Genomic DNA, 23,878 nt, shown 5'->3' on the forward strand with positions numbered 1-23,878 from the left:
CGCACGGATTGTTGAGCCGCCTTCCCCCTGCCCGCGCGGATTGCGTATGCCTGTGTACGGCGCCCGCCGCGCCAGATACTTGCGAATACAAAACCGCCGGCCCAGAGCGGGCGGGAAGCTACATTGCGGCTGCGGCGCGCTTTCCGCACCCACCCTTTTTTGCTCACTGCCATGACGCCAAAGACCTCCGACCACATCCTCATCGTCGACGACGACCGGGAAATCCGCGAACTGCTCACCACCTACCTGGTGAAGAACGGCTTGCGCGTGGTCGCGGTGCCCACCGGCCGCCACATGCGCGCCGCGCTCGAGGAGTCGGGCCCGTTCGACCTCATCATCCTCGACCTGATGCTGCCCGGCGAAGACGGGCTCACGCTGTGCCGCGACCTGCGCACCGGCAAGTACAAGGCCACGCCCATCCTGATGCTGACCGCGCGCAGCGAGGAGGCCGACCGCATCCTGGGCCTGGAGATGGGCGCCGACGACTACCTGGCCAAGCCTTTTTCCGCACGCGAGCTGCTCGCGCGCCTGCGCGCCGTGATGCGCCGCACGCGCATGCTGCCGCCGAACATGGGCGCGGTCGAACCGTCCCAGAAACTGAGCTTCGGCGAATGGCAGGTCGACACGGTGGCGCGCCACCTGATCGACGACAGCGGCGTCATGGTGGCGCTGAGCGGCGCCGAATACCGGCTGCTGCGCGTGTTCCTGGACCATCCGCAGAAGGTGCTGAGCCGCGACCAATTGCTCAGCCTCACCCAGGGCCGCGAGGCCGAGCTCTTCGAGCGCTCGATCGACCTGCTCGTGAGCCGGCTGCGCCAGCGCCTGCGCGACGATGCGCGCGAGCCCCGCTACATCAAGACCGTGCGCAGCGAAGGCTATGTGCTCGCTTCGGCCGTCGAAGCGATGAACTGACCGGCTCGGTCTTCATTCCGCTTGACCTCAAGTTAGGTTGAGGCTGCACATTGCGCAGCATGAACCATGTCCCGCAACCCTCCGCCCGCGTCGCAGAGGCGCTCCAGATCCATCGAAGCATTGCCGCATGCCATGCGTACCTTGCGCGCAGTGACGATGCCCACGCGCTGACGGCCACGCTGATGCTGCCTTGCTACCGCGCCGAGTTCGAGCGGCTGGTGCTCGCGATGTCCGCGCCGGAAAGAAACGAACTGACGTCGCTGCTCCCCATCGGCGAAGCGCAGCAATCCCTCAGTCTTCCGCGCGCCTGATCACCAGGCGGCGGGCGCCGGGCCCTTCCGACGACAGCTTGTCGGCCGGGTTGCGCAGGCGGCAGCGGTCGATCGACAGGCAGCCGCAGCCGATGCAGTCGTCCAGCGTGTCGCGCAGCTTCTTGAGCTGGGCCATGCGTTCGTCCAGCTCCGCGCGCCAGCCGGCGGAAAGCCGCGCCCAGTCCGCGCGGCTGGGCGCGGCCGAGGTGGGCAGCGTGGCCAGCGCATCGGCGATGTCGGCCAGCGCAATGCCCACGCGCTGCGCGACGCGGATGAACGCCACGCGCCGGAGCACGTCGCGCCCATAGCGGCGGTGGTTGCTGGGCGCCCGGTGGCTCGCGATGAGCCCCCTGGATTCGTAGAAATGAAGGGTGGACACCGGCACCCCGCTGCGCTGCGCGACCTCGCCCACCGAAAGCGTGGCGGGAAAATCGTGCGGTGGTTCTGCTGGCTTGGATTTCATCGAGACCTCTGGACCTCGACTTTAGTTGAGGTTCCAGAGGCCGCGTGCTCACTCCACAGTAGCGCCCGAGGCCTTGACGATGCCGGCCCAGAGCGCGCTTTCCTTCGCGATGAGGGCGGCGTATTCGGCCGGGCCGCCGAGCAGCGGCACGGCGCCTTCCACGCCCAGGCGCGACTGGAATTCGGCGCTGCCCGCCACCTGCAGCATCTGCGCCGAAAGCTCCTTCACGAAGGCATCCGGCGTGCCGCGCGGCGCGAGGATGCCGTAGGTCAGCGTGCTCTCGAAGCCCGCGAGTTCGCGCAGGCCCGACTCGGCCACGGTGGGCACATCGGGCAGCGAAGGCAGGCGCTTGGCGCCCGTGACCGCAATGGCGCGCAGCCGGCCGCCCTTGACCAGCGCGAGCGCGGGCGGAACGACGCTGAACATCATCTGCACCTGCCCGCCCGCCAGGTCGGTGAGGCCGGGGTTGGTGCCCTTGTAGGGGATGTGATTGATCCGCGTGCCGGTGCGCTCTGCGAAGAGTTCGCCGGTCAGGTGGCCGCCGGTGCCGCTGCCGCTCGATGCGTAGTCGAGCAGGCCCGGCCGCGCCTTGGCCTCTGCGACGAGCTCGGCCACGGTGCGCACCTTCGATGCCGCGGGCACCACCAGCACCAGCGCGGATGAAGCGAACATGGCCACGGGCAGCAGGTCCTTGCGCGCGTCGAACTTCAGGCCCTTGTAGAGCGCCGGGTTGATCGACACGGTGCCGGTGTGGCCCAGCAGCAGCGTGTTGCCGTCGGGCGCGCTGCGCACCACCTGCTCGGTGCCGAGGTTGCCGCCCGCGCCGGGCTTGTTGTCGACGATGACGCCCTGCTTGCGCAGCTCGCCCAGGCCCTTGGCCATCTGGCGCGCGAACACGTCGTTGCCGCCGCCGGCCGCAAAGGGCACGACGATGCGGATCGGCCGGGCCTCGCTCTGCGCGTGCGCAGACAGCCCCGCCGCCGCCAGCAGCCCCAGCAGCAGGCCGCGACGGGCGCGGTCCATCAGACGCGTTCCAGGATCACGGCAATGCCCTGGCCCACGCCGATGCACATCGTGCACAGCGCGTAGCGGCCGCCGCCCTTGTGCAGCTGGTTCACCGCGGTGGTGGCCAGGCGTGCGCCGCTGGCGCCGAGCGGGTGGCCAAGTGCAATGGCGCCGCCGTTGATGTTCACGCGCGGGTCGTTGTCCTGCAGGCCCAGCAGGCGCAGCACGGCAAGGCCTTGCGCCGCGAAGGCTTCGTTGAGCTCGATCACGTCGAGCTGGTCGATGCTGAGGCCGGTGAGCGCCAGCACCTTCTGCGTGGCGGGCGCGGGGCCGATGCCCATCACGCGCGGCGCGACACCGGCGGTGGCCATGCCGACCACGCGGGCGCGCGGCGTGAGGCCATGCTTGGCGGCGCTGGCTTCGTCGGCCAGCAGCAGCGCGCAGGCGCCGTCGTTCACGCCACTGGCATTGCCGGCCGTCACGGTGCCGTCGGGGCGCACCACGCCCTTGAGCTTGGCGAGCGATTCGAGGCTGGTTTCGCGCGGATGCTCGTCCTTGTTGACGATGATCGCGTCGCCCTTTTTCTGCGGCACGGTCACGGGCACGATCTCGGCGTCGAAGAAGCCGGACTTCTGCGAAGCCACGGCGCGCAGCTGCGAGTTGAGCGCCATCAGGTCCTGCGCCTCGCGCTCGATCTTGTAGTCGGTGGCCACGTTCTCGGCCGTCTCGGGCATGGAGTCGACGCCGTACTGCGCCTTCATGAGCTTGTTGACGAAGCGCCAGCCGATGGTGGTGTCGTACACCGCGTTGTTGCGGCTGAAGGCGCTCTCGGCCTTGGGCATGACGAAGGGCGCGCGGCTCATGCTTTCGACGCCGCCGGCAATCATGAGGCCAGCCTCGCCCGCGCGGATGGCGCGCGCGGCGGTGCCCAGCGCATCGAGGCCCGAGCCGCACAGGCGGTTGATGGTGCCGCCGCCGATTTCGAGCGGCAGGCCCGCGAGCAGCGCCGACATGCGCGCGACGTTGCGGTTGTCTTCGCCGGCCTGGTTGGCGCAGCCGTAGAGCACGTCGCTCACGGCCTGCCAGTCGACGTTCTTGTTGCGTTCCATCAGCGCCTTGAGCGGCACCGCGCCCAGGTCGTCGGTGCGCACGCTGCTGAGCGAACCGCCGTAGCGGCCGAAGGGGGTGCGAACGGCGTCGCAGATGAAGGCTTGGTTGGTCATGTGAGTTGTCTCTCTCTGATTACTTGGTTGAATGCGGTCAGGCGGCGATCGGCAGGCCGACCAGCTTTTCGAGCTCTTCGCGGCTGAGGCCCTCGACCAGGTCGACGAGCTTCAGGCCCTCGGGCGTGCATTCGAGCGTGGCAAGGTCGGAGTACACGCGCTTGACGCAGGCAATGCCGGTCAGCGGATAGCTGCATTCCTGCACCAGCTTGCTTGTGCCCTGCTTGGTCAGCAGGTCCATCATGACCCAGGTCTGCTTGGCGCCGATGGCCAGGTCCATGGCGCCGCCGACCGCGGGAATCGCGTCTTTCTCGCCCGTGTGCCAGTTGGCCAGGTCGCCCGTGGCCGACACCTGGAACGCGCCGAGCACGCAGATGTCGAGGTGGCCGCCGCGCATCATCGCGAAGCTGTCGGCATGGTGGAAGAACGAGCCGCCCGGCAGCAGCGTGACGGGCTGCTTGCCGGCGTTGATGAGGTCGTAGTCTTCTTCGCCGGCCTCGGGCGCGGGGCCCATGCCGAGGATGCCGTTCTCGCTCTGCAGGATGACCTCGCGGCCCTTGGGCAGGTGGTTGGCCACCAGCGTGGGCTGGCCGATGCCCAGGTTGACGACGGCGCCGTCGAAGATGTCCTGCGCCACGCGGGCTGCGAGCTGGTCCTTGGTGCGACGTTGGTAGGTTGTCATGGTCATGCTGCCTTCTTGAAACCGCCGGCCTGGGTGGCCACGCGTTCGATGCGCACCACCTGGTGCACGAAGATGCCCGGGGTCACGACGGTCTCGGGGTCGAGGGTGCCGAGCTCGGCGATGTCGTGCACGGTGGCAATGGTCTTCTTCGCGGCCATGGCCATCACCGGGCCGAAGTTGCGCGCGGCCTTGCGGTAGACCAGGTTGCCCCAGCGGTCGCCGCGCTCGGCCTTGATGAGGGCCACGTCGCCGTGGATCGGGTATTCGAGCACGTACTGCTTGCCGTCGATCTCGCGGGTTTCGCGGTTGCCCGCGAGCTGCGTGCCGTAGCCCGTGGGGCAGAAGAAGGCGCCGATACCGGCACCCGCGGCGCGGATGCGCTCGGCCAGGTTGCCCTGGGGCACCAGTTCGAGTTCGATCTTGCCGCTGCGGTAGAGCCCGTCGAACACCTGGCTGTCGGCCTGGCGCGGAAAGCTGCAGATGATCTTGCGCACGCGGCCGGCCTTGAGCAGCGCGGCCAGGCCGGTTTCGCCGTTGCCGGCATTGTTGTTGACGACGGTGAGGTCCTTGGCGCCCTGCTCGACGAGGCCGTCGATGAGTTCGCCGGGAATGCCGGCGGTGCCGAAACCGCCGATGAGAACCGTGGCGCCGTCTGGGATGCCTGCCAGGGCATCGGCGACCGAGCGCGCGATCTTGTTGATCATGAAGCCTGTCTCCGGGAATGAGGAAAGAAAGAGAAATCGAACCGTGCGAACGACCTGCCCCAACCATCCGACCAGACCGGGCCGATTCCGTGTCTTGCGAATCGCCGATTTGTTCGTATAAAGAACATTTGTTCGTATAATGAATTCTAAAGAGGATCGTTCCACATGGCAACCCATACCCCGCAAACAGAGACGCCCGCCCCCGGCGACAGCTACGTGCAGTCGTTCGCGCGCGGGCTCCAGGTGATCCGCTCGTTCAGCGAAAGCGCGCCGCGCCAGACGCTCAGCGAGGTGGCGGCCGCCAGCGGCCTCACGCGGGCGGGCGCGCGGCGCATCCTGCTCACGCTGCAGACGCTGGGCTACGTGGTGAGCGACGGCAAGCTCTTCACGCTCACGCCGCGCATCCTCGACCTGGGCTTTGCGTATCTTTCGTCGATGCCGATCTGGAACCGCGCCGAGCCCGTGATGGAAGCGCTGGTGCAGCAGGTGCAGGAGTCCTGCTCGGCCGCGGTGCTGGACGCCACCGACATCGTCTACGTGATGCGCGTGCCCACCAAGAAGATCATGCACATCAGCCTGGGCGTGGGCTCGCGGCTGCCGGCCTACTGCACCTCGCTCGGCCGGCTGCTGCTGGCCGACCTGGACGACGAAGAGGTGCGCGCGCGGCTCGAGGCCTCCGATCGCCAAGCGCTCACCAAGCACACGGTGACCGACGTGGACGCGCTCATGGCCAAGGTGGCGCAGGCGCGCAGGCAGCAGTGGTGCCTGGTGAACCAGGAGCTGGAAGAAGGCCTGATCTCCGTGGCCGCGCCCATCGTCAACCGCCAGGGCCGCATGGTGGCCGCGCTGAACATCAGCGGACAGGCCAACCGCACCAGCGCCAAGGTGATGCAGGAGACGATATTGCCGGCGCTGATGGATGCCGCGAAGAAGGTCTCAATACTGCTGTAAATAGAAGGCGGCCTCATCCAGCGCACCCGCGGAACGGGCTTTGCCCGGCCGCCGGGTGCGCCCCCCAGTGGGGGGAGGCGCCGAAGGCGCTTCGGGGGGCGTCCTAAGCTTCGGAGTGGATGCCCTTCATGATGATCACGCCGCCCAGGCGGGCCGTGTCGGCGCGCATGCGCTTGGCCAGCGCGTCGGGCGAACCGGGCTGCGCCTGCCAGCCGGTCTTCAGCAGCGCCTGGCTCACCTCGGGCGAGCCGAGCACCTCGGCCAGCGCGGCATTGAGCCGGGCGATGGCGGCGGGCTTCATGCCCGCGGGCGCGGCCAGCGCGGTCCAGATCTCGAGGTCGGCGCCGCGCACGTCGGCGTCGCGGATCGTGGGCAGTTCGCTGGCCAGCGGGCTGCGCTCGGGCGAGGTCACGCCAATGGCCTTGAGCTTGCCCGACTTCAGATGCGGCATGGCCAGGCCCGGCGGCAGCAGCGCCAGCTGGATCTCGCCCGCCAGCAAGCCCGCAATGACCTGCGGATTGCCGGTGTAGGGCTTGTGCTGCGCGGTGATGGCGGCGCGGCTCTTGAGCAGTTCCATGCCCAGGTGGCCCACGGTGCCCACGCCCGGCGTGCCGTACTTGCCGCCGCTGCCGAGGTTGCGCACCCACAGCAGTTGTTCGGCCGCCGTCTTGCCGGTGGCGCTGCCCGACACCGCCAGCACCAGCGGCGCGGTGCCGATCATGCCGACCGGCGCAAAGTCTTTCTCGGGATCGAAGCTCAGCTTGGGATTGAGCAGCCTGGCAATGGTGAGATTGCCGTTGATCAGCGCGCCGATGGTGTGGTCGTCGGTCGCCTTGGCCACCTGGTCGGCCACCAAGTTGCCGCTGGCGCCGGGCTTGTTCTCGACCGTGACCGGCTGGCGCAGGATCTTCGACAGCGGCTCGGCAATGGCGCGGGCCGCCAGGTCGGGCGATGCGCCGGCGGGAAACCCCACGAGGATGCGAACGGGCTTGGTCGGCCAGGCGGCGTCGCCGCCGGCAGCGGCGGAGCCGGCGCGCTGGGCCCACGATCCGGGTGCAAAAAGCGATGCGGCAACTGCTGCTGCGCCGCTTTCGAGCAAGCGGCGTTTGGTGATCTTCAAGATGGCTCCAGAAAGAGTGGGAGAGAGTCCGGCAACGTTGCTGACGTCGCACTTACAGAACGTTACAGGATCGTGCTGCATTGCGCAACCGTTGACCCTGTTGCGGGCACGCCCCGCGCCCCCGCCTCTGCCCCTCGGTCCGCGTCAGTTGAAGAGGCCCTGCTGCGTGGCCTGGTGCACCGCCTGGGTCCGCGACTTGACGGACAGCTTGCGGTAGATGTTCTTCGCGTGAAACTCGATGGTGTTGACCGAAAGCGACACGGCCTCGGCGATCTGCTGGTTGCTCCAGCCCTGGGCGATGAGCCGCAGCACCTTCAGCTCGCGCGGCGACAGCAGCGGCTTGCCTTCCGCCAGGCTCGCGGGCACGGGGTGGATGGCAATCGGCTTGGGCTGGGCGGAAGCAGCGAACAGGCCGAGGATGCGGCGCGCAATGCGCGAATCCACCGGCGCGCCGCCGCGTTCGATGGAACGCAGCAGGAACGCGAGTTCGGCGTCATCTGCCTCGGTCAGCACGTAGCCCACCGCACCCGCGGCAATGGCGGCGCCCACCAGGCCGTCATCGTCGGTTTCCGACATGGCGATGGCGTCGATGTGCGGATGGGCCATGCGCACGTGGCGGATCAATGCCGCGCCATCGCCATCCGGCCCGTCCATGCCCACGAGCACGAGGCTGAAGGCCTGCGTGGCCAGCATGAAGCGGGCCTCGGCCTGCGTCGACGCGGCTGCCAGCTCCAGGCCGGGTGCCACCGTGGCGAGGATGCGCCGCATGCGCTCCGACACGCCCCGGCTGCCCTCGACAACGAGGGCGCCACCACGCATGCCGGCAGCAGGGCTGCCGGCGGATATCTGATTGGCCACGCGCACTTCCTTTCGGCCGCACAAGGCGTGCCGAGATTGATCTTTGGCTTGAACATTGCATGAACGATGCCCGGCCAAGGAGGCCGGCGTGGCGCCCGGCGCTTCGATGCATGCAGGCACTCCGATCTTCATTGGCGAAGCGGCTGCGGACCCGCTTTTCAGAGGCTTGAAAAGGGCGGCTGGAACGGCTGTTTTGGGGCCCTGCGTTACGTATCTGCCACAGTGCCCGTTACGTAACACGCCCCTCGGCCACACAGGTTGGAAGCGCTCAATTCGAGTGTCCGCACTGTGTCCGAAGGTTACTCCCCCACTTACAATCCCTGCCGCATCATTCCTTCCCCCTACCAGGTCTCGTCCGCAATGCCCAAGAGCCCCCTGCCGCGCACGCGCTTTCGCTTTTCTCCCACCGTGCGTGCCCTGCTCCTGGCCACCGCCTGTGGCGTGGCATTGCCGGTGCTCGCCGCCATTGAGCACGACGAGGTCGACCGGCTCATGCAGGCCGGCAAGCTCGACGAGGCCATGACGCGCGCCGATGCCTTCCTGAAGGACAAGCCCAAGGACCCGCAGATGCGCTTCCTCAAGGGCGTGATCCAGCTCGACACCGGCAAGCGCGCCGAAGCCATTGCCGCCTTCACCCAGCTCACGCAGGACGCGCCCGAACTGCCCGAGCCCTACAACAACCTCGCCGTCATCTACGCGAGCCAGAACCAGTTCGACAAGGCGCGCAGCGCGCTCGAAAGCGCGATTCGCACCAACCCGAGCTATGCCACCGCGCAAGAGAACCTCGGCGACGTGTATGCGCGGCTGGCCAGCCAGGCCTACAGCAAGGCGCTGCAGCTCGACCAGAACAACACCGCCGTGCAGCCCAAGCTCGCGGTGATCCGCACCCTGTTCACGCCTGCGCCGGCCGGCGGCAAGCCATCCGCCGTTGTCGCGGCGGCAGCGCCCGAGGCCACGCTCCGCGCGGCGCCGGCTGCGAAGGCTGCGGCACCTGCTGCGGCACCCGCGCCCGTCGCCAAGGCGCCCGCCGCTCCGGCGCCCGCGCCGGTGCCGACGCCGGCTCCCGTCAAGGCAGCAGCGGCCCCCGCACCAGCGCCCGCAGCACCGCCGCCGCCGCCCACCGTGGTGGCCAAGGCACCCGAGGCTGCGCCGGTGCCGGCGGCGCCCGCGCCAGCACCGGCTGCGGCGCCCTCTTCCACCTCCACCGCCGAAGTCGAATCGGCCGTGCGCGGATGGGCTGCCGCATGGGCCGGCCAGGACATGGACCGCTACCTTGCCGCCTACGGCGCCGACTTCAACCCCGGCGGCGGACAAAGCCGCAAGAGCTGGGAAGAAGAACGCCGCGCGCGCATCGTCGGCAAGTCGAGCATCAGCGTGAACATCGAGAACCTCGTGATCAGCGTCAACGGGCAGGCCGCAACCGCCAAGTTCCGCCAGATCTACCGCGCCGACAACCTCAACATCTCGAGCCGCAAGACGCTCGAGCTGCAACGCGCCGGCAACCAGTGGCACATCCGCAAGGAAAGCGTCGGCGGCTAGTGGCAGACATCGTCCGGCGCGGCCGGCTTCGGAAGCCTGCGCTGCGGCGCGGCGCGAACATGCTTGCCGCGCTCATGGCGGCATCGGCCCTGCTGCTGGCAACGCACGGCACGGCAGCGGCCGCATCGACCAAGTCCGCGAGCGCCAAGACCAGCAGCGCCAAGGCCAAGGCTTCCGCCAGCCGTCCGGCTGCCAGGGAAGCCAAGGCCAGGACGGCAAGAAAGGCTTCCGCGGCAGAGGCAAGAACCGCCGCCGCAGCCAAAGGCGCCCCGCGCAGCAAGGCGGCAGCCGCTTCTGCTTCTTCTTCTGCAGCCTTGCAGCAGGCCAGCAGCGCCGAAGCCCGCCTGATCGCCGTCTATGAACTGTTCGGACGCGGCCAGCCGCGCCCCGCGCTGGCCAAGGCCCGCGACCTGGTGCGGGACTATCCCAACTTCCAGCTTGCGCAGCTCGTCTATGCCGACCTGCTCGCCACGCAGGTGCCGCCCGCGCACGCCTTTTCAGACGCCACGGGCATCGGGCGGCTGCGCAGCGATCCGGCCATGGCCGACCTGCGCGAAGAGTCCCGCCGGCGCCTGCAGGCCCTGCGCGACAGGCCGCCGGCCGGCACCGTGCCTTCGCAGTTTTTGGCGCTGTCCACGCGCAGCCGCTATGCCATTGCGGTCGACGCCTCGCGCTCGCGGCTCTACCTGCTCGAGAACTCCGACAAGGGCCTGCAGCTGGTGGCCGACTATTACGTTTCGGTCGGCAAATCGGGCATCGGCAAGGCCACCGAAGGCGATGCTCGCACGCCGCTGGGCGTGTACTACGTCACCAGCAGCCTCGACCCCAAGTCGCTGCGCGACTTCTACGGCGCCGGCGCACTGCCCATCAACTACCCCAACCCCTACGACGTGCGGCGCGGCAAGACCGGCAGCGGCATCTGGCTGCACGGCACCCCGCCCCAGCAGTTCTCGCGCGCGCCGCTCGCGAGCGACGGCTGCGTCGTCATGGCCAACCCCGACCTGAAGCAGCTGCTGCGCAAGGTGCAGATCGGCGCCACCCCCGTGGTCACCGCGCCCAGCCTGCAGTGGATTGCGCGCCCGCAGGCCGAAAAAGAGGCCCAGACCTTCACCAGCGCAATTTCTGCTTGGAAAGATGCCCGGGCCAATGGCAATGAAGCGCAATTGAAGAAATTCTATTTGCCCGATTTCCAGCGCAGCAGCGGCAACAAGAAAAATACCGATGGCTTTTCGGTGCTCCACGACGAAGTGGAATATGCCCAGGGCAAACGCGTGCAGTTCAAGGACATGTCCTTCCTGCATTGGCGCGATGGCGACGACACCATGGTCGCTACCTTCGGCGAAGTCTTCGAAGGCGAAAAAAGCGGGCGCACCCGGCGCCAATACTGGCTGCGCCAAGGCAGCGAGTGGAAGCTTTTCCACGAAGAAATCCTCGGCTGAGACCCTCCCGGCTGAGGGGTAGGTACCCCAAAGGTGTGACTTTTTGCACAAGAGATGCACCTATCTTGGGCGTTACAACTACCGTTACACACCCCTGCTACGTAACACGTAACGACTTTGTTCCCGTAACAAACGCCGTTTGAATGTTCCCAAGGAACGTAACGTTGTTCACCCATTCATGGGATGCGCACACACCGTGTCAGAGGGAAAAATGTGTCTCAGGACTGTTACTCCTGCTCCCAAGCGGAGGCTTCCTGAGGACGGCAAAGGGTTGGCCGCCTTCCTGCTTAGACCATATGGCCTAGCACAGGAAAGCCTCGAACCCACGGGTTACTGTTGTTGATACACGGAGTTACGCTGTATAACATCCACCTGGCCAGCCTCACTTGTTAACACTTTTTTAAGGGGAAATCATGCTTCGCTCTATTACTCGTTTTCTGCGCGATGAAGAAGGTGCTACCGCAATTGAATATGGAATTATTGCGGGGTTGATTTCGGTCGTGATGATTACAGCCATCACGGGCCAAGGCGGCATAGGCGCCAACTTGGAAATTATTTGGAACAGCGTCAAATCGTCCCTCGCGACTGCGGCAGCATAAAGTGCCGACGCAAGCAATGACATCAGCGTATTTGGTGTGGTTGCTTTTCATTGCGGCTTATGACTTCAGGCAACGCCGCGTTCCCAATTGGCTTGTGCTCGCAGGCGCCTTCTTGGCTCTTGCAGCACTGGCATTGGGAATGGGGCCAACCAATCACGACTGGGCTGCCGCGCTGCTCGGTGCGGGATTGGGTTTTGGATTTCTGCTGCTTTTCTACGCTCTCGGAATCATGGGAGCCGGCGACGTGAAATTCGCCGGGGCGCTCGGACTATGGGTCGGCCTGTCGGCACTGCTTCCGGTCTGGATCATCGGCAGCCTTCTCGCCGGCCTGCATGCCGCACTCTGGCTGATTCTTCAGCGCTGGCCCGTTGCTCCTCGGCTTTCGCTCGTCCTTTTCGGGCGGTCCTCTTCGGGCGGCGGCCCATCGCCGAGTCGAGTTCGCTTTATTCCTTATGCGGCTTATCTCGCACTGGCCGCCGCGGTGTGGATGGTTTGGGGCCGACAGGGTAGCTAATCGCTCCGCCGCCACGAGCTGTTCATCGATAGCTCCCGAATTGCCTCCCTCCTAGTCACGCCGCCCATGATCAATCTCACCAAAGTCATCGCCGCCATCCTCGTGCTCCTGGCCCTCGCGCTCGGCGGCTATGCATGGATGCTCAGCCGCCAGCCCCCACCGTCGGTCGCAGTCGCCCCCTCCACAGCCGCTCCCGGCAAGACGGTCCAAGCCCAAACCTTTCCCGTGGTTGTCGCTGCCAAGCCGCTGCCTGCGGGCCAAGCGATTCCAGCCGACGCACTTCGCATCGAGCGCCTGACCATCAATCCCGTGGGCGCGTTCCAGGAGACTGCACCGCTCGCAGGGCGCGTGCCGGTGATCGACCTGGGCGAAGGTTCCCCGCTTCTCCAAAGCCAGCTCGTTTCGGGTCTGGCCCTGCGTGTTGCCGAAGGCGAGCGTGCGATTGCCATCAAGGCCGACGAAACCATGGGCGTGGGCAACAAGGTCCAGCCCGGCGACTTTGTCGACGTATTCCTGATGCTCAAGTCCGACGGCAAGGACATCGACCGCAGCCAGGCGCGCCTGCTGCTGTCGCGCAAGCGCGTGCTGGCCTACGGCACTGCTTCCGTCGATGGCCTGTCTTCGAAGATGGACAAGAACGGTGCCGCGCAGCAGCAGCGCGTCGAGGCTGCCCGTACCGCGGTGCTCGCGGTGCCAGTGGACGAGATCAACCGGCTCACGCTCGCCGAAAACAGCGGCCGTTTGCTGCTGGCGCTGCGCAACCCGACCGACATGTCGGAACCCGACCCGAAGCTTTTTGCCGAACTGCCCACCGCCCTGCAGCCGCCTCCGCTTAAAGCCGGCGAACCGCGCCGCCCACCGCTCGAAGGGCTGGATCGCGCGCAGGCCGGCGTCACCACGGCCGACTTCGTGACCGGCGGCAAGCCGAGCAGCGCTTCGCGCGCGCCAGTCATCGCTGCTGCGCGGGCACCAACGGCCAGTACGGGGGAGTCCCGTGGCGGACTCAAGGTCGAAGTCATTCGCGGCGACCGCAGCGAAACCATCAATTACTGATCAGCAAACAAGTGGCACGCCCGTGCATGCCACGCAGGAATCGAACACCATGACGATCGCCCTTCGCGCGAAAACAGCCGGTCCGGCACGTCCTCTGCGTCCAACGCTCGCGGTGCTGTGCCTGCTGGCCCAGGGGGCGTGGCCTGTGGCGGCCACAGCGGCAGATGCAACAGAGGCTGCATCTGCCCGTCCTGCGCTGCAACTGCGGATCGACGCGGGCACGCAAAAGGAATTGCTGATCGGCAAAGGCATCGAGCGCATGGCCATTGCCGACGAGACGGTCGCCGGTGTCGCCCTCACCCGCCAATCGCCCAACTCGCCAGCTGCACGCCTTATCGTCACCGGCAAGGCCGCGGGCCGGACCACGCTGATGATCTGGGAAAAAGGCCAGTCGGCTGCCACGGTCTACGCGCTCGAAGTGCGGCGCCGCGCCTCCACGCTCTCCGGCTCGCTCAACAGCATGGACGCGCACCAGGAAGCCCGCGACGCAGCCATGGCCGCCGGCGGAGAAAAGACAGCCTTGGTCGACCGCTCCGTTGTCAATGTGCGAAGCAACACGGTGCAGGTCGAAGTCAAGATCGTCGAGTTCAACCGCAGCGTGCTCAAACAGGCCGGCCTCAACATCTTCAGCACGCGCGCCAACTCCAACGGCTTCAGTTTCGGCGTTTTCACGCCGTCGTCGCTGCGTTCTGCAACGTTCGGAAGTGACGGATCGATTGGCGGCGAACACAACAACCCGCTCGCACAGGCATTCAGCTTGCTGTTCAACTTCAGCAAAGCCGGTATTGGCCTGAATGTCGGTTTCCTCGAAGGCAACGGCATGGCCCGCGTGCTTGCCGAGCCCACGCTGGTGGCACTCTCGGGCCAGAGCGCAAGCTTCCTGGCCGGCGGCGAACTGCCCGTGCCCGCGCCCCAGGGCCTCGGCACCACGAGCATCGAATACAAGCCCTTCGGCATCGGCCTCACGCTCACGCCCACGGTGCTGTCGAACGAACGCATCGTGCTCAAGGTGGCGCCCGAGGCTAGCGACCTGGACTACACCAACTCGCTCAGCATAGGCGGTGTCGCGGTGCCCGCGATCAGCACGCGCCGCGCCGACACCACGGTGGAACTGGGCGACGGCGAGAGCTTCATCATCGGCGGCCTCGTGAGCCGCACCACGACCTCCAACGCCGACAAGGTTCCGCTGCTCGGCGACATTCCGGTGCTCGGAGCCTTCTTCAAGCAGAACAAGTACCAGATGAGCGAGAAGGAGCTGGTGATCCTTGTCACGCCACACCTGGTGAAGCCCATTGCGCGTGGCACGGATCTGAGTCCGTACCTGCCGGGTGGCGCCGAACAGCGCGATGGCCCCGTGTGGCGCGCGCATCTGCTGGGGCCAGCTTCGGGCACGACGGTGCCGGGCTTCTCGCGTTGACAGAACCGAACCACGCAAAGCCTTTGGCCGACGCCATGAACGCCCCACGCGACAGCCTTCCTGAAATTGGTGCGGAGACCTATCTCTTCGCATCGCCAAACAGCAGCCACATCACATGGCTGAGCGACGCGCTCAACCAGTTGGGTGCCGTGGTGATCCTTCCCTCCGAGGCCAAGTCGATCGACGAGCGGATCGCCATGCTCAGTCCGGCGGCGGTCTTTCTCGATTTCTCGGGTGACCACGCCGCTGCAGCGGGCGAACTCCACCAGCGCCTCAAGCGTGAATGGCCGACGCTGCCGGTGCTGGCAACTGGCGTTTCGGCCGAGCCAGCTTCCATGCTTGCCGCACTGCGTGCCGGCGTGGACGATTTCGTCGACATGAGCGCACCGCCGACCGATGCAATCAACACGCTGCGCAAGCTGGTCGATCGTCAAGTCAGCCTGCAAAGCCATGCCCGCGGATGCACGCTTGCGCTGCTTGGCGCGAGGCCCGGCATTGGCGTGACCACGCTCGCGGCCAGCCTGGCGTTGATGCTCAACGAGCAGCCGTCCCAAACGGCCGCACCTTCTCAGAGCCGCAACGCGCGCCGCGGGGTGGCGTTGCTCGACCTTGGACTGCCGGCCCGAGACGGTCTTCTGTATCTGGACACGCAAAGCGGCTTCAGCTTTGTCGACGGCGTGCGCAGCCTGCGCCGCCTTGACCAGACGCTGCTGCACACCGCATTGGCCCACCACACGAGCGGCGTGGCCGTGCTGCCGCTGCCCGCGAGCCTTGCGCAGGTGCGCGAGATCTCGCATGCCGATTCGATGGCGCTGATCAAGCGGCTTGGCGATTTCTTCGATTTCCAGATTGCCGACCTGGGGGGTTTTTCGACGCTTGATTTCGTCGCACAGACCGTGAAGGTTGCCCAGCACAGCTGGGTGGTGTGCGACCAGAGCATCGGCGCCATCGTCTCCACCGCAAACATGCTCAAAGAGCTGCGCACCCGCGGCATCGACACCGATCGTCTGTCGCTCGTAGTCAACAAGTTCGACAGCCATGTGGGGCTGCCGGCCAAGGACATTGCCGATCGTCTCGAACTGCCGCTGCACCATGTGTTGCCAGCACGCGGCACGCAACTGCTGGCGGCGGCAAGCCGCGGCGAGATGCTGGTGCGCACCGCGCGCAGCGACGCGTATTCACAAGCTGTGGCCGCCCTCGCACGCGGATTGAACCAGCAATACACGTCCGACGCAGGCGAGCCGCCGGCCAGGGAGTCCAGCTGGGTCGCTCGAATGTCGCAAATTGCCGGCTTCTGGAAAAGCTCTAGTCAAGGTTGAAACGCCTCTATGTCCAACGATCTCGAATTCGCCGACGACGACCAGGCGTTCGTCAACTCCCAGCAGTTCCAGGACATCAAGAGCTGGACGCATGACCATCTCTTGAGCCGCATCGAAGAGCTGGGGGCGGAGTTCGGCCGCTGGTCGCGCGCCTCTATCCAGCAATTTGTCGAACTGGAAGTCGACAGCTTCGTCCGGCTGCGCCGCGTACCGATCAACAACCGTGAGATGCAGCTCATCTCCGACGCGTTGACCAAGGAGCTTGCAGGCTTCGGGCCGCTGGAAGACTTGCTCAACGACCCGGCCGTCGAAGATATTTTGATCAACGGCTACCAGAACGTGTACGTGTCGCGCCACGGCATGTTGGAGCGCGAGACCGTGCGCTTTGCCGATGCAGAGCACGTGATGCGCATCGTGCGCCGCATCCTCGCGCCGCTCGGCCGCCGGCTCGACGAATCCAACCCGATGGTCGATGCACGCCTGCCCGACGGCGGGCGCATCAACGTGATCATCGAGCCGCTGGCCATTGACGGGCTCTCGGTCTCAATCCGCAAGTTCCGCAAGGAGCCGCTCACGCCGGCCGATCTGGTGAAGCTCGGCACCTTCGACGCAGGCATGGCGCAGTTGCTGGAGATTGCCGTGCGTGCGCGCTGCAACATCCTTGTGAGCGGCGGCACCAGCTCGGGCAAGACATCGCTGCTCAACGCGCTTGCCACCTTCATCCCTGCGCGCGAGCGCGTCATCACCATCGAAGACACGGCGGAGCTTTCGCTAGGCACCAGCCACGTCGTCCGCCTCGAAAGCCGCCCCGGCGGCTTCGACGGCACGGGTGTGGTGTCGATCCGCGACCTGCTGCGCAACAGCCTGCGCATGCGGCCTGACCGGATCATCGTGGGCGAAGTGCGTGGCGCCGAAGTGATCGAGATGATGCAGGCGATGAACACGGGCCATGAAGGTTCGATGGGCACCATCCACGCAAGCTCGCCGCGTGAATGCCTCTACCGCCTTGAAATGCTCGCGGGTTTTGCAGGCTACCAGGGCAGCGAAGTGAGCCTGCGCCGGCAGATTGCCAATGCCATCGATTTCATCGTGCAGATCGGTCGCCTTTCGAATGGGCAGCGCCGCATTCTTTCATTGAGCGAAGTCACCGGCGTCAACGACAACGTGGTCGCGATGCAGGAGCTCTACCGCTTCGAGCCGATCACGTCGCCCGACGGCGAGGAGCGCGATCGTTGGGTGTCGCTGGGCATTGCGCCGCATTCACCCAAGATCACGCGCTTCCGCCAGTCGCTGGCACGAGGCCAGCAGGGAGACAACCGTGGCTAAGGTCCTGCTGACGGTGGCTTGCATCGCGCTGCTGCTTGCAGCCGCGGGGCTGCTGCTGTGGCAATGGGCAAAGGGGCGCCAGGCGCGACAGGCGGCGGCACGCCACTTGGACCAGCAGATCCTGGCCAGCACGGCGGCTGCCGTGCAAACGCCGATGCCCTTGCGGGATTTGCCGAGCGATGCGCTCATGACCGACCCGTGGCTCGAGACCGAGGCAAGTGCCGCGGCTTCCGAACCCGCCGGGCTTCTTGAAAAAGCCATGCCTGACTGGTTGATTGGCGTGATCGAGCCGCGCATGGTCGTGGTGGGCTTCGTCGCCATCGTGGTGCTCACGGCCCTTGCGGGTCTCTTCGGCGGTTGGATTGCTGCCTTGAGTGCGCTCACTCTGCTGGCACTGCTCGCCGTTTTCGCGATCTGGCTGCGGCTTCAGAAATCCCGACGCAAGCTGGTCAGCCAGTTGCCTGGCTATATCGACGCGATGGTGCGACTGATCACCATCGGCAATTCCACGCAAGCGGCTTTCCAGCTGGCGATTGCCACCACGGAAGCTCCGTTGCGTGGTCACCTGGAACGCTCGGCCTCGCTGGTGCGCGCGGGCATGGACCTGGATCGGGCGCTGCATCAAACAGCCAGCAGTGTCCGCGTCGAAGAGATGTTCCTATTGGCCTCCATCCTCGGCCTGGGTGTGCGTTACGGCGGGCGCTCTGACCTGCTGTTGGAGCGCGTCGGCAACTTCATGCGTGACCGGGAGCAGGCGGAGCACGAACTGCTTGCCATGTCTTCGGAAACCCGTCTTTCCGCCTGGATTCTCGGGTTGTTGCCTGTGAGCATAGGCGCCTTCTTCATCCTGACCAATCCCAGCTATTTCCTGGGAATGTGGAGCGATGGGACCGGCCGCATGATGGTCCTTTCTGCCGCAGGTTTTCAGTTGTTCGGTGCAGCACTCCTCTATCGGTTGGCGAAACTGACATGACGGTCACCTTCAATCAACTGGCGATCTTCAGCCTGGCATTGCTGGCCTTGGGCCTGATGGCCGGCGCCGGCGCACTCATTGCGACCGAGTTGCGACGCGCACGCAGCGGAAAAACCATCGACCGTGCCATCCAGCAAGTGGTGACGGCTCCGCACGAATCGAGAGCCACCGTCGACTCAGCCGAAGAACTGGACACCGCGGCAAAGCCGGACATCGAGCTGCCGTTCCATTGGCTCGATTCACGGATCGGTCGCGCACTGGTGGCAGACGAAGATCGCAACCTCATCGACCAGTGCGGCCTTCCCTCGAAACGGGCGCAGTTGATCTTTTTGGTGGCGCGTGTCTTTCTTGCATTCCTTCTTCCATTTCTCGCCTATGTCCTGTGGAGCGCGGGCCATCCACAGCGCACCGTGATCACGGTTTTGGCGGCCGCATTCGTCATTGGCTTCATGGCACCGAAATGGACACTCGGCCGCTTTGCGGCCAAACGGCGCGAGCGGGTGAATCAGGAGCTTCCGCTGTTCATCGATTTGCTGCGCCTTCTCCAGGGCGTGGGGCTGAGTCTGGACCAGAGCCTGCAGATCATGGCCAGCGACTTCTCGCATGTGCTGCGCGTGCTCGGCTACGAACTGACCTTTGCCAACAACCAGTACAGCCGTGGCCGCAGCCGCGAGCATTCGTTGCAGCGCCTCGCGACCCTGCACAAGAGCGAAAACCTCCGCGGGCTCGTGTCCTTGCTGGTGCAGGTCGACAAACATGGCGGCGCGGTACAGGAACCCTTGCGCATCTTCAGCGACCGACTTCGTGAACACCGGCGCTCCGAGATGAAAGAAAAAATCGGAAAAATCACTGTGAAGATGACTGCTGTCATGGTGACCACGCTGCTGCCAGCGCTGGTCATCGTCACGGCGGGACCGGCCTTCCTGGCGATCTTCCGTTCACTGGGAGCCGCCGCCAAATGAAATCATCTAAATCCTTGACGAGCTCGTTCCGTGCTGGATACATGCTGGCTTTGGTCTCCGCGACGGTCGCGGTCTTCGCCGTCACCGGCTGCGCCAGCGTCAAGGACCAGTACGCCGCCAGTGCCGATGCGCAACAGCGCATGGCCGCCGAAGCGGCCGCAGAGACCAAGGCGGGAGCGTCGGTGGATTCCCAGGCGACCTACCTCAAGCTGGTCGAGCAGATGCAAAAGGAGGACCTGTGGTTTGCATCGCTCGCGCACATCGACGCACTTGAACAGCGTTGGGGTGTTTCGCCTGAATCCACGCGCACGCGTGCCGAAGCATTGCGCCAGACCGGCCAGGCTGCACCCGCCGAAGCTGCATACAGGCGCCTTCTGGGTACACCACTGGCAAGCGCCGGCTACCGCGGACTCGGACTTCTGGCAGGTACGCGTGGCAACTACAGCGAGGCAGTGCAACTGCTCGCGCAGGCGCAACGCCGCACACCAACCGATGCGCTCTTGCTGAGCGACCTGGGCTACGCGCAGTTGCGCGCTGGCCAGATCGAAGAGGCGCGACTGCCGCTGATGCAGGCCCTGCAACTTCGCCCCGACAGCACGCAGGCACAAGCCAATCTCGCGCTCTATCTGGAAGTAACCAATCAGCGGGATCAAGCAACAGCGCTGATGGATGCAAACCGCATGTCCGAACCAACACGCCGGGCCGTGCGCGAAGCGGCGCTGCAGTTACGCGCACTAGGTGGACTCGCCGCACCCGTCGCCGCTACGGCGACAGCATCAACTCGCGGAGAGCTCACTGTTGCGCCGCTCGCCCTCAAACCGTCGCGCTGGTCAGGCGTTGGCGGAATGAGAACTGCGATCCAGACGAATCCGCCGGCATCGAACGCCGAAGCGCCCTTTTCTCCGAATTCGACCTCACGAGGTACACCATGAACAACGAATCCACCGAGCGGGTTCCCTCTCTGCCCGCTCGTGCGGCCTTGGCGGCCGCACTTCTCTTCATGGCAACGTGCGCGATCGCACAAACGAACGCAACCAAATCAGACGCAAAGGCCGTCGCGACGCCAGTGACCGCGTCGACAGATAAGGTCGCAGCAACAGCCGCACCCGCTGGTCAGTCCGCACCGAATCAGACAGCGCCGGAGCCTCAGCAGCCGCAGGTGGCCGAGTCCGAAGAGGTCGGCCCGCCGCCGCTGTTGCTTGGCGATGCAACGCAAAACCTGCTCGCCTGGCAACGCAGCGGAGAGATTGCATCACCTACACCTCGGCCCATTGCCGGAAGCGTCGCGAGCCGAAGCTACGAGCGCTACATCAAGAGCTTCGAGCATTCGATTCCCGAGCACCTGAGCTCGACGGTGACGAAGTCCAGCGGCGGCGGCTCTTCGGCCGGGTCTCGGTAAGCGGCGAGCCAGTTCGCGCGGCGCAAAGAGAAGCACGTGGAAATACGCAGCCATGCAAAACCCTGGCGCGCCCAGCGCGGCGTGTATGCGATCGAGTTTGCATTTGTGTTCCTGATCATCTTTGCTCTGCTTTATGCAGTCATCTGCTACGGCTTCTTGCTGACGATGCGCATGAGCCTACAGAACGCAGCGGAAGACGGTGCCCGCGCTGGCCTGCGCTATCAGAGTGAATTGAATAAAAGAAAAGACATTGCCAGCGCCGTGGCAACCGCTCGCTCTGGCTGGTTGCCTGCGTCTCTGAAAGCAAATCTAGAGGTTGCGGCAAACATCTGCATCGCTGAAGAGAACGATTGCCAGCAAGAAGCGCCTGCCTGCGGTCCGGTTTGGAGCACCCGTTGCCAGATGGTCGTCACGGTCACGGTCAGCGGCATAGAGACCCTGTTTCCCGCCTTTCCCAGCTTTGCCGTGCCCGACCGGATCGCAGGCAAGGCCAGCATGCTGCTCGATGGGAGATCTTTATGAGATCCGGCTTCCCACAACCGAAGCGCGTGACTCCTCGCCCGCAGAGGGGGGTCGCCGCCATCGAGTTCGCGCTCGTCTTCAGTGTTCTCTTCCTCGGCATCTATGGCTTCGTGACATTCAGCGCTGTGCTCTACGTCCAGCAGGCAGTTTCTCGAGCGGCGGAGGATGGAGCGAGAGCGGCTCAACTCGCCGGCGGGACCATCTCCGCCGCAGACCTGCAAGCGAATGCCCGGACAGCGATCTATCGTTCGTTGGCCCTGTCCCTGATTACTCCGGCCGCCGCAGGCGGAACACCTTCATCCAAAGAGGACTGGCTTCGGTTAGAGATGAAGACCCTTCCCGTGATCAATCTTCTGCCCGACGAAATTGAAGTGAAGGTGACCTATCCCTACCGCGCCAATCCACTGTTTCCGCCGCTCGTACTTACCTCGAACTTGATTCCAGAGCAGTTGACCGGTAAGGCTACCGCTACCAGATAGAGACCAGGGCAGAACGATGCAATTAACCAATCGTGAACCAGGCCGACGACAGACTGGCTCAGTCGTCATCAATGCGGCAATCGCCCTCAGTCTGATCGTTATTGTTCTTGTGGGTACCGAACTTGGCTACTTGTTCTATATGAAACGAGAGCTCCAGAAGGCGGCGGACCTCTCGGCGCTCGCAGGCGCTCAGGTTCTCAGACCCACTGAGTGCAGCAAGGCTACGACAGCAGCTTCGGCAAATGCGGCGCGAAACTTGCCATTTCTCGCATCGCAATATGAACTCACTGCAGTCTGCGGTGTTTGGAATCCCACGAAATACACGGCTGGATCGCATTTCAGCTCCGTCTTGAGCGGCACAGACGAAATCAATGCGCTCTCCGTCACCATAGTTGGTCGCCCTCCGCTCTTATTTCCCTCATTACCTGGCAATGAAGTGCGTGCCGTGACTGTAAGCGCAATCGCGGCTAAAGACGAACCACTGGCCGTATTCAGCGTTGGATCAAAGCTCGTCGATATCAATCCGGATGCACCACTGATTTCGATTCTCAAATTTGTGGGCGCCGATATTTCCGGATCTTGTGGCGGATGCTACTCCGGCCTCGTCGGCGTAAAAATCACGCCAGGTGGACTGCTTGCGGAACTCAAAATTCCTGTCTCCACCGACCTGACTATCGGCGACCTCAATGCGTTGTTGGTTGCGAAAAAAGTCACCCTCGGCCAACTACTGAATGCCGTCGCAACCATCGCCGGGCAAACGAGTCTGGTTTCGGCCAACGCGACTCTCGTGAAATCCCTGCTCGATGCGGGTGTGAACGCAGACAACTTGGGGATTCAGCTCGGGACCGATTCAGCCAGTGGGGTGCGAGGCCTTTTCGCTCAAATTACTGCGCCGACCTCCGCGTCCGCCCTGAGCGCGGAAGTCGATGCTCTCGATCTAATAACAACTGCGGTGGGAATCGGCACAAGCGGCCACGCAGTGAATGTGAGCACCGGCGTGAGCCCGATTGGGGTCACGCTCCAGTCGCGCATCATTGAGCCGCCCTCCATCGGCATTGGCCCGATCGGTACAAAGGCCTACAACTCGCAAGTTCGCATCGCGCTCGACATCAATTCCAGCGGCTCCGTCCTGGGCGGATTGCTCGGTGCTCTGGGCACAGAGATTCATCTTCCTATGGCGATCGATGTGGTGAATGCATTCGGTCGGCTGGATGCCATCAATTGCGACGTGGCACCGCCAGAGGCAACGATTCACGTCGATGCACCCATACTCAATGCTTGTATCGGCAATATCAATCCAACCGCGCTCTGGTCGAAATCCGATGTCTGCACGACAGACCTCGGGGCAATGCCCTTGGTCAAATTACTTGGCATTAACCTGCTGAATGGCAAGGTAGCCATTCCCGCCCTCCCCTATGGCGAGAACATCACGCTATCGGTGGGCGAAACGAAAACTACAAGCCGCAATCCCTTGAACATCGGCAGCACCATCGAGGCGTTGCTCGATCAGTTGCTCAAATTGCTCCTGGGTGGCAATACCGGTTCCGACGATACGCCGGCAAGCAGAGCATCCAATCCTGAGATTGCGGCAAAACTTGCGGACTACTACATTACCCGGTCAGGTAGCCTCACCAACGTCAGTGCCATCAAGACGCTGCTCTATGGCGATCACTTGGCATGGAATAGACCCGGGCTTCTAAATCTCCTCCCAATTCCAATGCCGGAGGAATGGGCCGGAAAGATTGCCGCACTTCCGCCAGGAGGATGCACGCCGCTCTTCGGTTCCCCCTCGGCTTCATGTATTCGCACGAAGCTGATCGAATCGCTTCAGTCCTCTGCTCAGAATGGCATTGTTGGCGATCTCCTCGGCGGGCTTGTCGATCTCGTATCTAACGTGCTCGGTCTGGATCGCAATGGCCCAGGCACCCCTTTGCTTTCTACGATCCTCGGCCCGCTACTTGAGTTGCTGCAGCCCATCCTCGATTCTGTAGGCGGTTTCATCTCCAATCTGCTGGGTGACACACTGGGTCTTGAGCTCGGCCGCACCGACGTCCACCTCCAATCACTGAATTGCAAGAACGCCAAGCTGGTGTACTGACGCCTCTTCC

25 protein-coding genes are annotated in these 23,878 nt (G+C 64.7%); 18 read left to right on the forward strand and 7 right to left on the reverse strand.

Annotated features, from left to right (window positions below; all coding sequences use genetic code 11):
* The first annotated feature begins 171 nt into the window (after window positions 1-171).
* Together ACAM58_RS21950 and ACAM58_RS21955 are read left to right on the forward strand one after the other, a co-directional pair.
* Complete coding sequence (locus tag ACAM58_RS21950) at window positions 172-912, forward strand: response regulator (protein ID WP_026284240.1); 741 nt, start codon at window positions 172-174, stop codon at window positions 910-912.
* A 59-nt stretch (window positions 913-971) separates the two neighbouring features.
* Complete coding sequence (locus ACAM58_RS21955) at window positions 972-1,223, forward strand: hypothetical protein (protein ID WP_018906678.1); 252 nt, start codon at window positions 972-974, stop codon at window positions 1,221-1,223.
* Here the strand turns inward: ACAM58_RS21955 and soxR are convergent.
* Genes soxR through ACAM58_RS21980 form a run of 5 tightly spaced genes read right to left on the reverse strand, consistent with a single transcriptional unit; the run spans window position 1,204 to window position 5,300 of the window.
* Entirely contained in the window at window positions 1,204-1,686 is a 483-nt protein-coding gene (gene soxR, locus ACAM58_RS21960) for a redox-sensitive transcriptional activator SoxR (RefSeq protein ID WP_018906677.1), read from the reverse strand. The genes ACAM58_RS21955 and soxR overlap by 20 nt on opposite strands.
* A 48-nt stretch (window positions 1,687-1,734) precedes the next feature.
* Entirely contained in the window at window positions 1,735-2,709 is a 975-nt protein-coding gene (locus ACAM58_RS21965) for a tripartite tricarboxylate transporter substrate binding protein (RefSeq protein WP_018906676.1), read from the reverse strand.
* Window positions 2,709-3,914 carry a 3-oxoadipyl-CoA thiolase gene (gene pcaF / locus ACAM58_RS21970; protein ID WP_018906675.1) on the reverse strand — a complete coding sequence of 402 codons (1,206 nt, stop codon included), beginning with the start codon at window positions 3,912-3,914 and terminating at the stop codon, window positions 2,709-2,711. The genes ACAM58_RS21965 and pcaF overlap by 1 nt, the downstream gene beginning before the upstream one ends.
* A 37-nt stretch (window positions 3,915-3,951) precedes the next feature.
* Window positions 3,952-4,602, reverse strand: coding sequence for a 3-oxoacid CoA-transferase subunit B (locus ACAM58_RS21975; protein WP_018906674.1), 651 nt, complete (start codon window positions 4,600-4,602; stop codon window positions 3,952-3,954).
* Window positions 4,599-5,300: a 3-oxoacid CoA-transferase subunit A gene (locus tag ACAM58_RS21980; protein ID WP_015867205.1), complete on the reverse strand. Its 702-nt coding sequence runs from the start codon at window positions 5,298-5,300 to the stop codon at window positions 4,599-4,601. The genes ACAM58_RS21975 and ACAM58_RS21980 overlap by 4 nt, the downstream gene beginning before the upstream one ends.
* A gap of 165 nt (window positions 5,301-5,465) precedes the next feature.
* Here ACAM58_RS21980 and ACAM58_RS21985 point away from each other — a divergent pair, with 165 nt between their 5' ends.
* Window positions 5,466-6,251, forward strand: coding sequence for an IclR family transcriptional regulator C-terminal domain-containing protein (locus ACAM58_RS21985; RefSeq protein WP_018906673.1), 786 nt, complete (start codon window positions 5,466-5,468; stop codon window positions 6,249-6,251).
* 103 nt (window positions 6,252-6,354) lie between these two features.
* Here the strand turns inward: ACAM58_RS21985 and ACAM58_RS21990 are convergent, their stop codons facing one another.
* Together ACAM58_RS21990 and ACAM58_RS21995 are read right to left on the reverse strand one after the other, a co-directional pair.
* Window positions 6,355-7,371, reverse strand: coding sequence for a tripartite tricarboxylate transporter substrate binding protein (locus ACAM58_RS21990; protein WP_018906672.1), 1,017 nt, complete (start codon window positions 7,369-7,371; stop codon window positions 6,355-6,357).
* A 144-nt stretch (window positions 7,372-7,515) separates the two neighbouring features.
* Window positions 7,516-8,229: a LuxR C-terminal-related transcriptional regulator gene (locus ACAM58_RS21995; protein ID WP_369663551.1), complete on the reverse strand. Its 714-nt coding sequence runs from the start codon at window positions 8,227-8,229 to the stop codon at window positions 7,516-7,518.
* A 360-nt stretch (window positions 8,230-8,589) separates the two neighbouring features.
* Between ACAM58_RS21995 and ACAM58_RS22000 the strand changes: the two genes are divergently transcribed.
* The 15 genes from ACAM58_RS22000 (at window position 8,590) to ACAM58_RS22070 (ending at window position 23,868) form a co-directional block, all read left to right on the forward strand.
* Complete coding sequence (locus ACAM58_RS22000; RefSeq protein WP_018906824.1) at window positions 8,590-9,768, forward strand: tetratricopeptide repeat protein; 1,179 nt, start codon at window positions 8,590-8,592, stop codon at window positions 9,766-9,768.
* Window positions 9,768-11,207, forward strand: a complete 1,440-nt coding sequence (locus ACAM58_RS22005; RefSeq protein WP_018906825.1) for a murein L,D-transpeptidase family protein — start codon at window positions 9,768-9,770, stop codon at window positions 11,205-11,207. Before ACAM58_RS22000 ends, ACAM58_RS22005 begins: the two co-directional genes overlap by 1 nt.
* A gap of 413 nt (window positions 11,208-11,620) precedes the next feature.
* Window positions 11,621-11,806, forward strand: a complete 186-nt coding sequence (locus ACAM58_RS22010; protein WP_018906826.1) for a Flp family type IVb pilin — start codon at window positions 11,621-11,623, stop codon at window positions 11,804-11,806.
* 16 nt (window positions 11,807-11,822) lie between these two features.
* Window positions 11,823-12,320 (forward strand): prepilin peptidase, encoded by a 498-nt coding sequence (locus tag ACAM58_RS22015; protein ID WP_018906827.1) that lies wholly within the window; start codon window positions 11,823-11,825, stop codon window positions 12,318-12,320.
* Between the two features lie 66 nt (window positions 12,321-12,386).
* On the forward strand, window positions 12,387-13,373 hold the full coding sequence (gene cpaB, locus ACAM58_RS22020) for a Flp pilus assembly protein CpaB (RefSeq protein WP_369663552.1): 987 nt from the start codon (window positions 12,387-12,389) through the stop codon (window positions 13,371-13,373).
* A 49-nt stretch (window positions 13,374-13,422) separates the two neighbouring features.
* A complete protein-coding gene (locus tag ACAM58_RS22025; protein ID WP_051128051.1) occupies window positions 13,423-14,790 on the forward strand; it encodes a type II and III secretion system protein family protein in 1,368 nt (455 codons plus the stop codon).
* A 35-nt stretch (window positions 14,791-14,825) separates the two neighbouring features.
* Window positions 14,826-16,109, forward strand: a complete 1,284-nt coding sequence (locus ACAM58_RS22030; RefSeq protein ID WP_026284253.1) for a histidine kinase — start codon at window positions 14,826-14,828, stop codon at window positions 16,107-16,109.
* A 9-nt stretch (window positions 16,110-16,118) separates the two neighbouring features.
* Window positions 16,119-17,435: a CpaF family protein gene (locus tag ACAM58_RS22035; protein WP_018906831.1), complete on the forward strand. Its 1,317-nt coding sequence runs from the start codon at window positions 16,119-16,121 to the stop codon at window positions 17,433-17,435.
* Window positions 17,428-18,408, forward strand: a complete 981-nt coding sequence (locus ACAM58_RS22040; RefSeq protein ID WP_018906832.1) for a type II secretion system F family protein — start codon at window positions 17,428-17,430, stop codon at window positions 18,406-18,408. Before ACAM58_RS22035 ends, ACAM58_RS22040 begins: the two co-directional genes overlap by 8 nt.
* Window positions 18,405-19,370: a type II secretion system F family protein gene (locus tag ACAM58_RS22045; protein ID WP_018906833.1), complete on the forward strand. Its 966-nt coding sequence runs from the start codon at window positions 18,405-18,407 to the stop codon at window positions 19,368-19,370. The genes ACAM58_RS22040 and ACAM58_RS22045 overlap by 4 nt, the downstream gene beginning before the upstream one ends.
* Complete coding sequence (locus tag ACAM58_RS22050) at window positions 19,367-20,302, forward strand: tetratricopeptide repeat protein (protein WP_026284254.1); 936 nt, start codon at window positions 19,367-19,369, stop codon at window positions 20,300-20,302. The genes ACAM58_RS22045 and ACAM58_RS22050 overlap by 4 nt, the downstream gene beginning before the upstream one ends.
* Window positions 20,299-20,769 carry a DUF3613 domain-containing protein gene (locus tag ACAM58_RS22055; RefSeq protein ID WP_080642551.1) on the forward strand — a complete coding sequence of 157 codons (471 nt, stop codon included), beginning with the start codon at window positions 20,299-20,301 and terminating at the stop codon, window positions 20,767-20,769. The genes ACAM58_RS22050 and ACAM58_RS22055 overlap by 4 nt, the downstream gene beginning before the upstream one ends.
* A 36-nt stretch (window positions 20,770-20,805) precedes the next feature.
* Entirely contained in the window at window positions 20,806-21,291 is a 486-nt protein-coding gene (locus tag ACAM58_RS22060; protein ID WP_018906836.1) for a TadE/TadG family type IV pilus assembly protein, read from the forward strand.
* Window positions 21,288-21,770 carry a TadE/TadG family type IV pilus assembly protein gene (locus ACAM58_RS22065; RefSeq protein WP_018906837.1) on the forward strand — a complete coding sequence of 161 codons (483 nt, stop codon included), beginning with the start codon at window positions 21,288-21,290 and terminating at the stop codon, window positions 21,768-21,770. The genes ACAM58_RS22060 and ACAM58_RS22065 overlap by 4 nt, the downstream gene beginning before the upstream one ends.
* A 16-nt stretch (window positions 21,771-21,786) precedes the next feature.
* A complete protein-coding gene (locus ACAM58_RS22070) occupies window positions 21,787-23,868 on the forward strand; it encodes a TadG family pilus assembly protein (RefSeq protein WP_369663553.1) in 2,082 nt (693 codons plus the stop codon).
* Window positions 23,869-23,878: the final 10 nt, after the last annotated feature.

It is taken from the genome of Variovorax sp. V116 (genome assembly GCF_041154435.1).
In the GTDB taxonomy this organism is placed as follows: domain Bacteria; phylum Pseudomonadota; class Gammaproteobacteria; order Burkholderiales; family Burkholderiaceae_C; genus Variovorax; species Variovorax paradoxus.

What these genes read in the sequence shown, in the direction of transcription:
- ACAM58_RS22070 (WP_369663553.1), top strand. Translation starts at nt 21,787, where the DNA reads ATGCAATTAACCAATCGTGAACCAGGCCGACGACAGACTGGCTCAGTC.
- ACAM58_RS22045 (WP_018906833.1), top strand. Translation starts at nt 18,405, where the DNA reads ATGACGGTCACCTTCAATCAACTGGCGATCTTCAGCCTGGCATTGCTG.
- ACAM58_RS22000 (WP_018906824.1), top strand. Translation starts at nt 8,590, where the DNA reads ATGCCCAAGAGCCCCCTGCCGCGCACGCGCTTTCGCTTTTCTCCCACC.
- ACAM58_RS21950 (WP_026284240.1), top strand. Translation starts at nt 172, where the DNA reads ATGACGCCAAAGACCTCCGACCACATCCTCATCGTCGACGACGACCGG.
- ACAM58_RS21980 (WP_015867205.1), bottom strand. Translation starts at nt 5,300, where the DNA reads ATGATCAACAAGATCGCGCGCTCGGTCGCCGATGCCCTGGCAGGCATC.
- ACAM58_RS22025 (WP_051128051.1), top strand. Translation starts at nt 13,423, where the DNA reads ATGACGATCGCCCTTCGCGCGAAAACAGCCGGTCCGGCACGTCCTCTG.
- ACAM58_RS21955 (WP_018906678.1), top strand. Translation starts at nt 972, where the DNA reads ATGAACCATGTCCCGCAACCCTCCGCCCGCGTCGCAGAGGCGCTCCAG.
- ACAM58_RS22010 (WP_018906826.1), top strand. Translation starts at nt 11,621, where the DNA reads ATGCTTCGCTCTATTACTCGTTTTCTGCGCGATGAAGAAGGTGCTACC.
- ACAM58_RS22030 (WP_026284253.1), top strand. Translation starts at nt 14,826, where the DNA reads ATGAACGCCCCACGCGACAGCCTTCCTGAAATTGGTGCGGAGACCTAT.
- ACAM58_RS22055 (WP_080642551.1), top strand. Translation starts at nt 20,299, where the DNA reads ATGAACAACGAATCCACCGAGCGGGTTCCCTCTCTGCCCGCTCGTGCG.
- ACAM58_RS21965 (WP_018906676.1), bottom strand. Translation starts at nt 2,709, where the DNA reads ATGGACCGCGCCCGTCGCGGCCTGCTGCTGGGGCTGCTGGCGGCGGCG.
- ACAM58_RS22015 (WP_018906827.1), top strand. Translation starts at nt 11,823, where the DNA reads ATGACATCAGCGTATTTGGTGTGGTTGCTTTTCATTGCGGCTTATGAC.
- ACAM58_RS21985 (WP_018906673.1), top strand. Translation starts at nt 5,466, where the DNA reads ATGGCAACCCATACCCCGCAAACAGAGACGCCCGCCCCCGGCGACAGC.
- soxR (WP_018906677.1), bottom strand. Translation starts at nt 1,686, where the DNA reads ATGAAATCCAAGCCAGCAGAACCACCGCACGATTTTCCCGCCACGCTT.
- cpaB (WP_369663552.1), top strand. Translation starts at nt 12,387, where the DNA reads ATGATCAATCTCACCAAAGTCATCGCCGCCATCCTCGTGCTCCTGGCC.
- ACAM58_RS22050 (WP_026284254.1), top strand. Translation starts at nt 19,367, where the DNA reads ATGAAATCATCTAAATCCTTGACGAGCTCGTTCCGTGCTGGATACATG.
- pcaF (WP_018906675.1), bottom strand. Translation starts at nt 3,914, where the DNA reads ATGACCAACCAAGCCTTCATCTGCGACGCCGTTCGCACCCCCTTCGGC.
- ACAM58_RS22035 (WP_018906831.1), top strand. Translation starts at nt 16,119, where the DNA reads ATGTCCAACGATCTCGAATTCGCCGACGACGACCAGGCGTTCGTCAAC.
- ACAM58_RS22065 (WP_018906837.1), top strand. Translation starts at nt 21,288, where the DNA reads ATGAGATCCGGCTTCCCACAACCGAAGCGCGTGACTCCTCGCCCGCAG.
- ACAM58_RS21975 (WP_018906674.1), bottom strand. Translation starts at nt 4,602, where the DNA reads ATGACCATGACAACCTACCAACGTCGCACCAAGGACCAGCTCGCAGCC.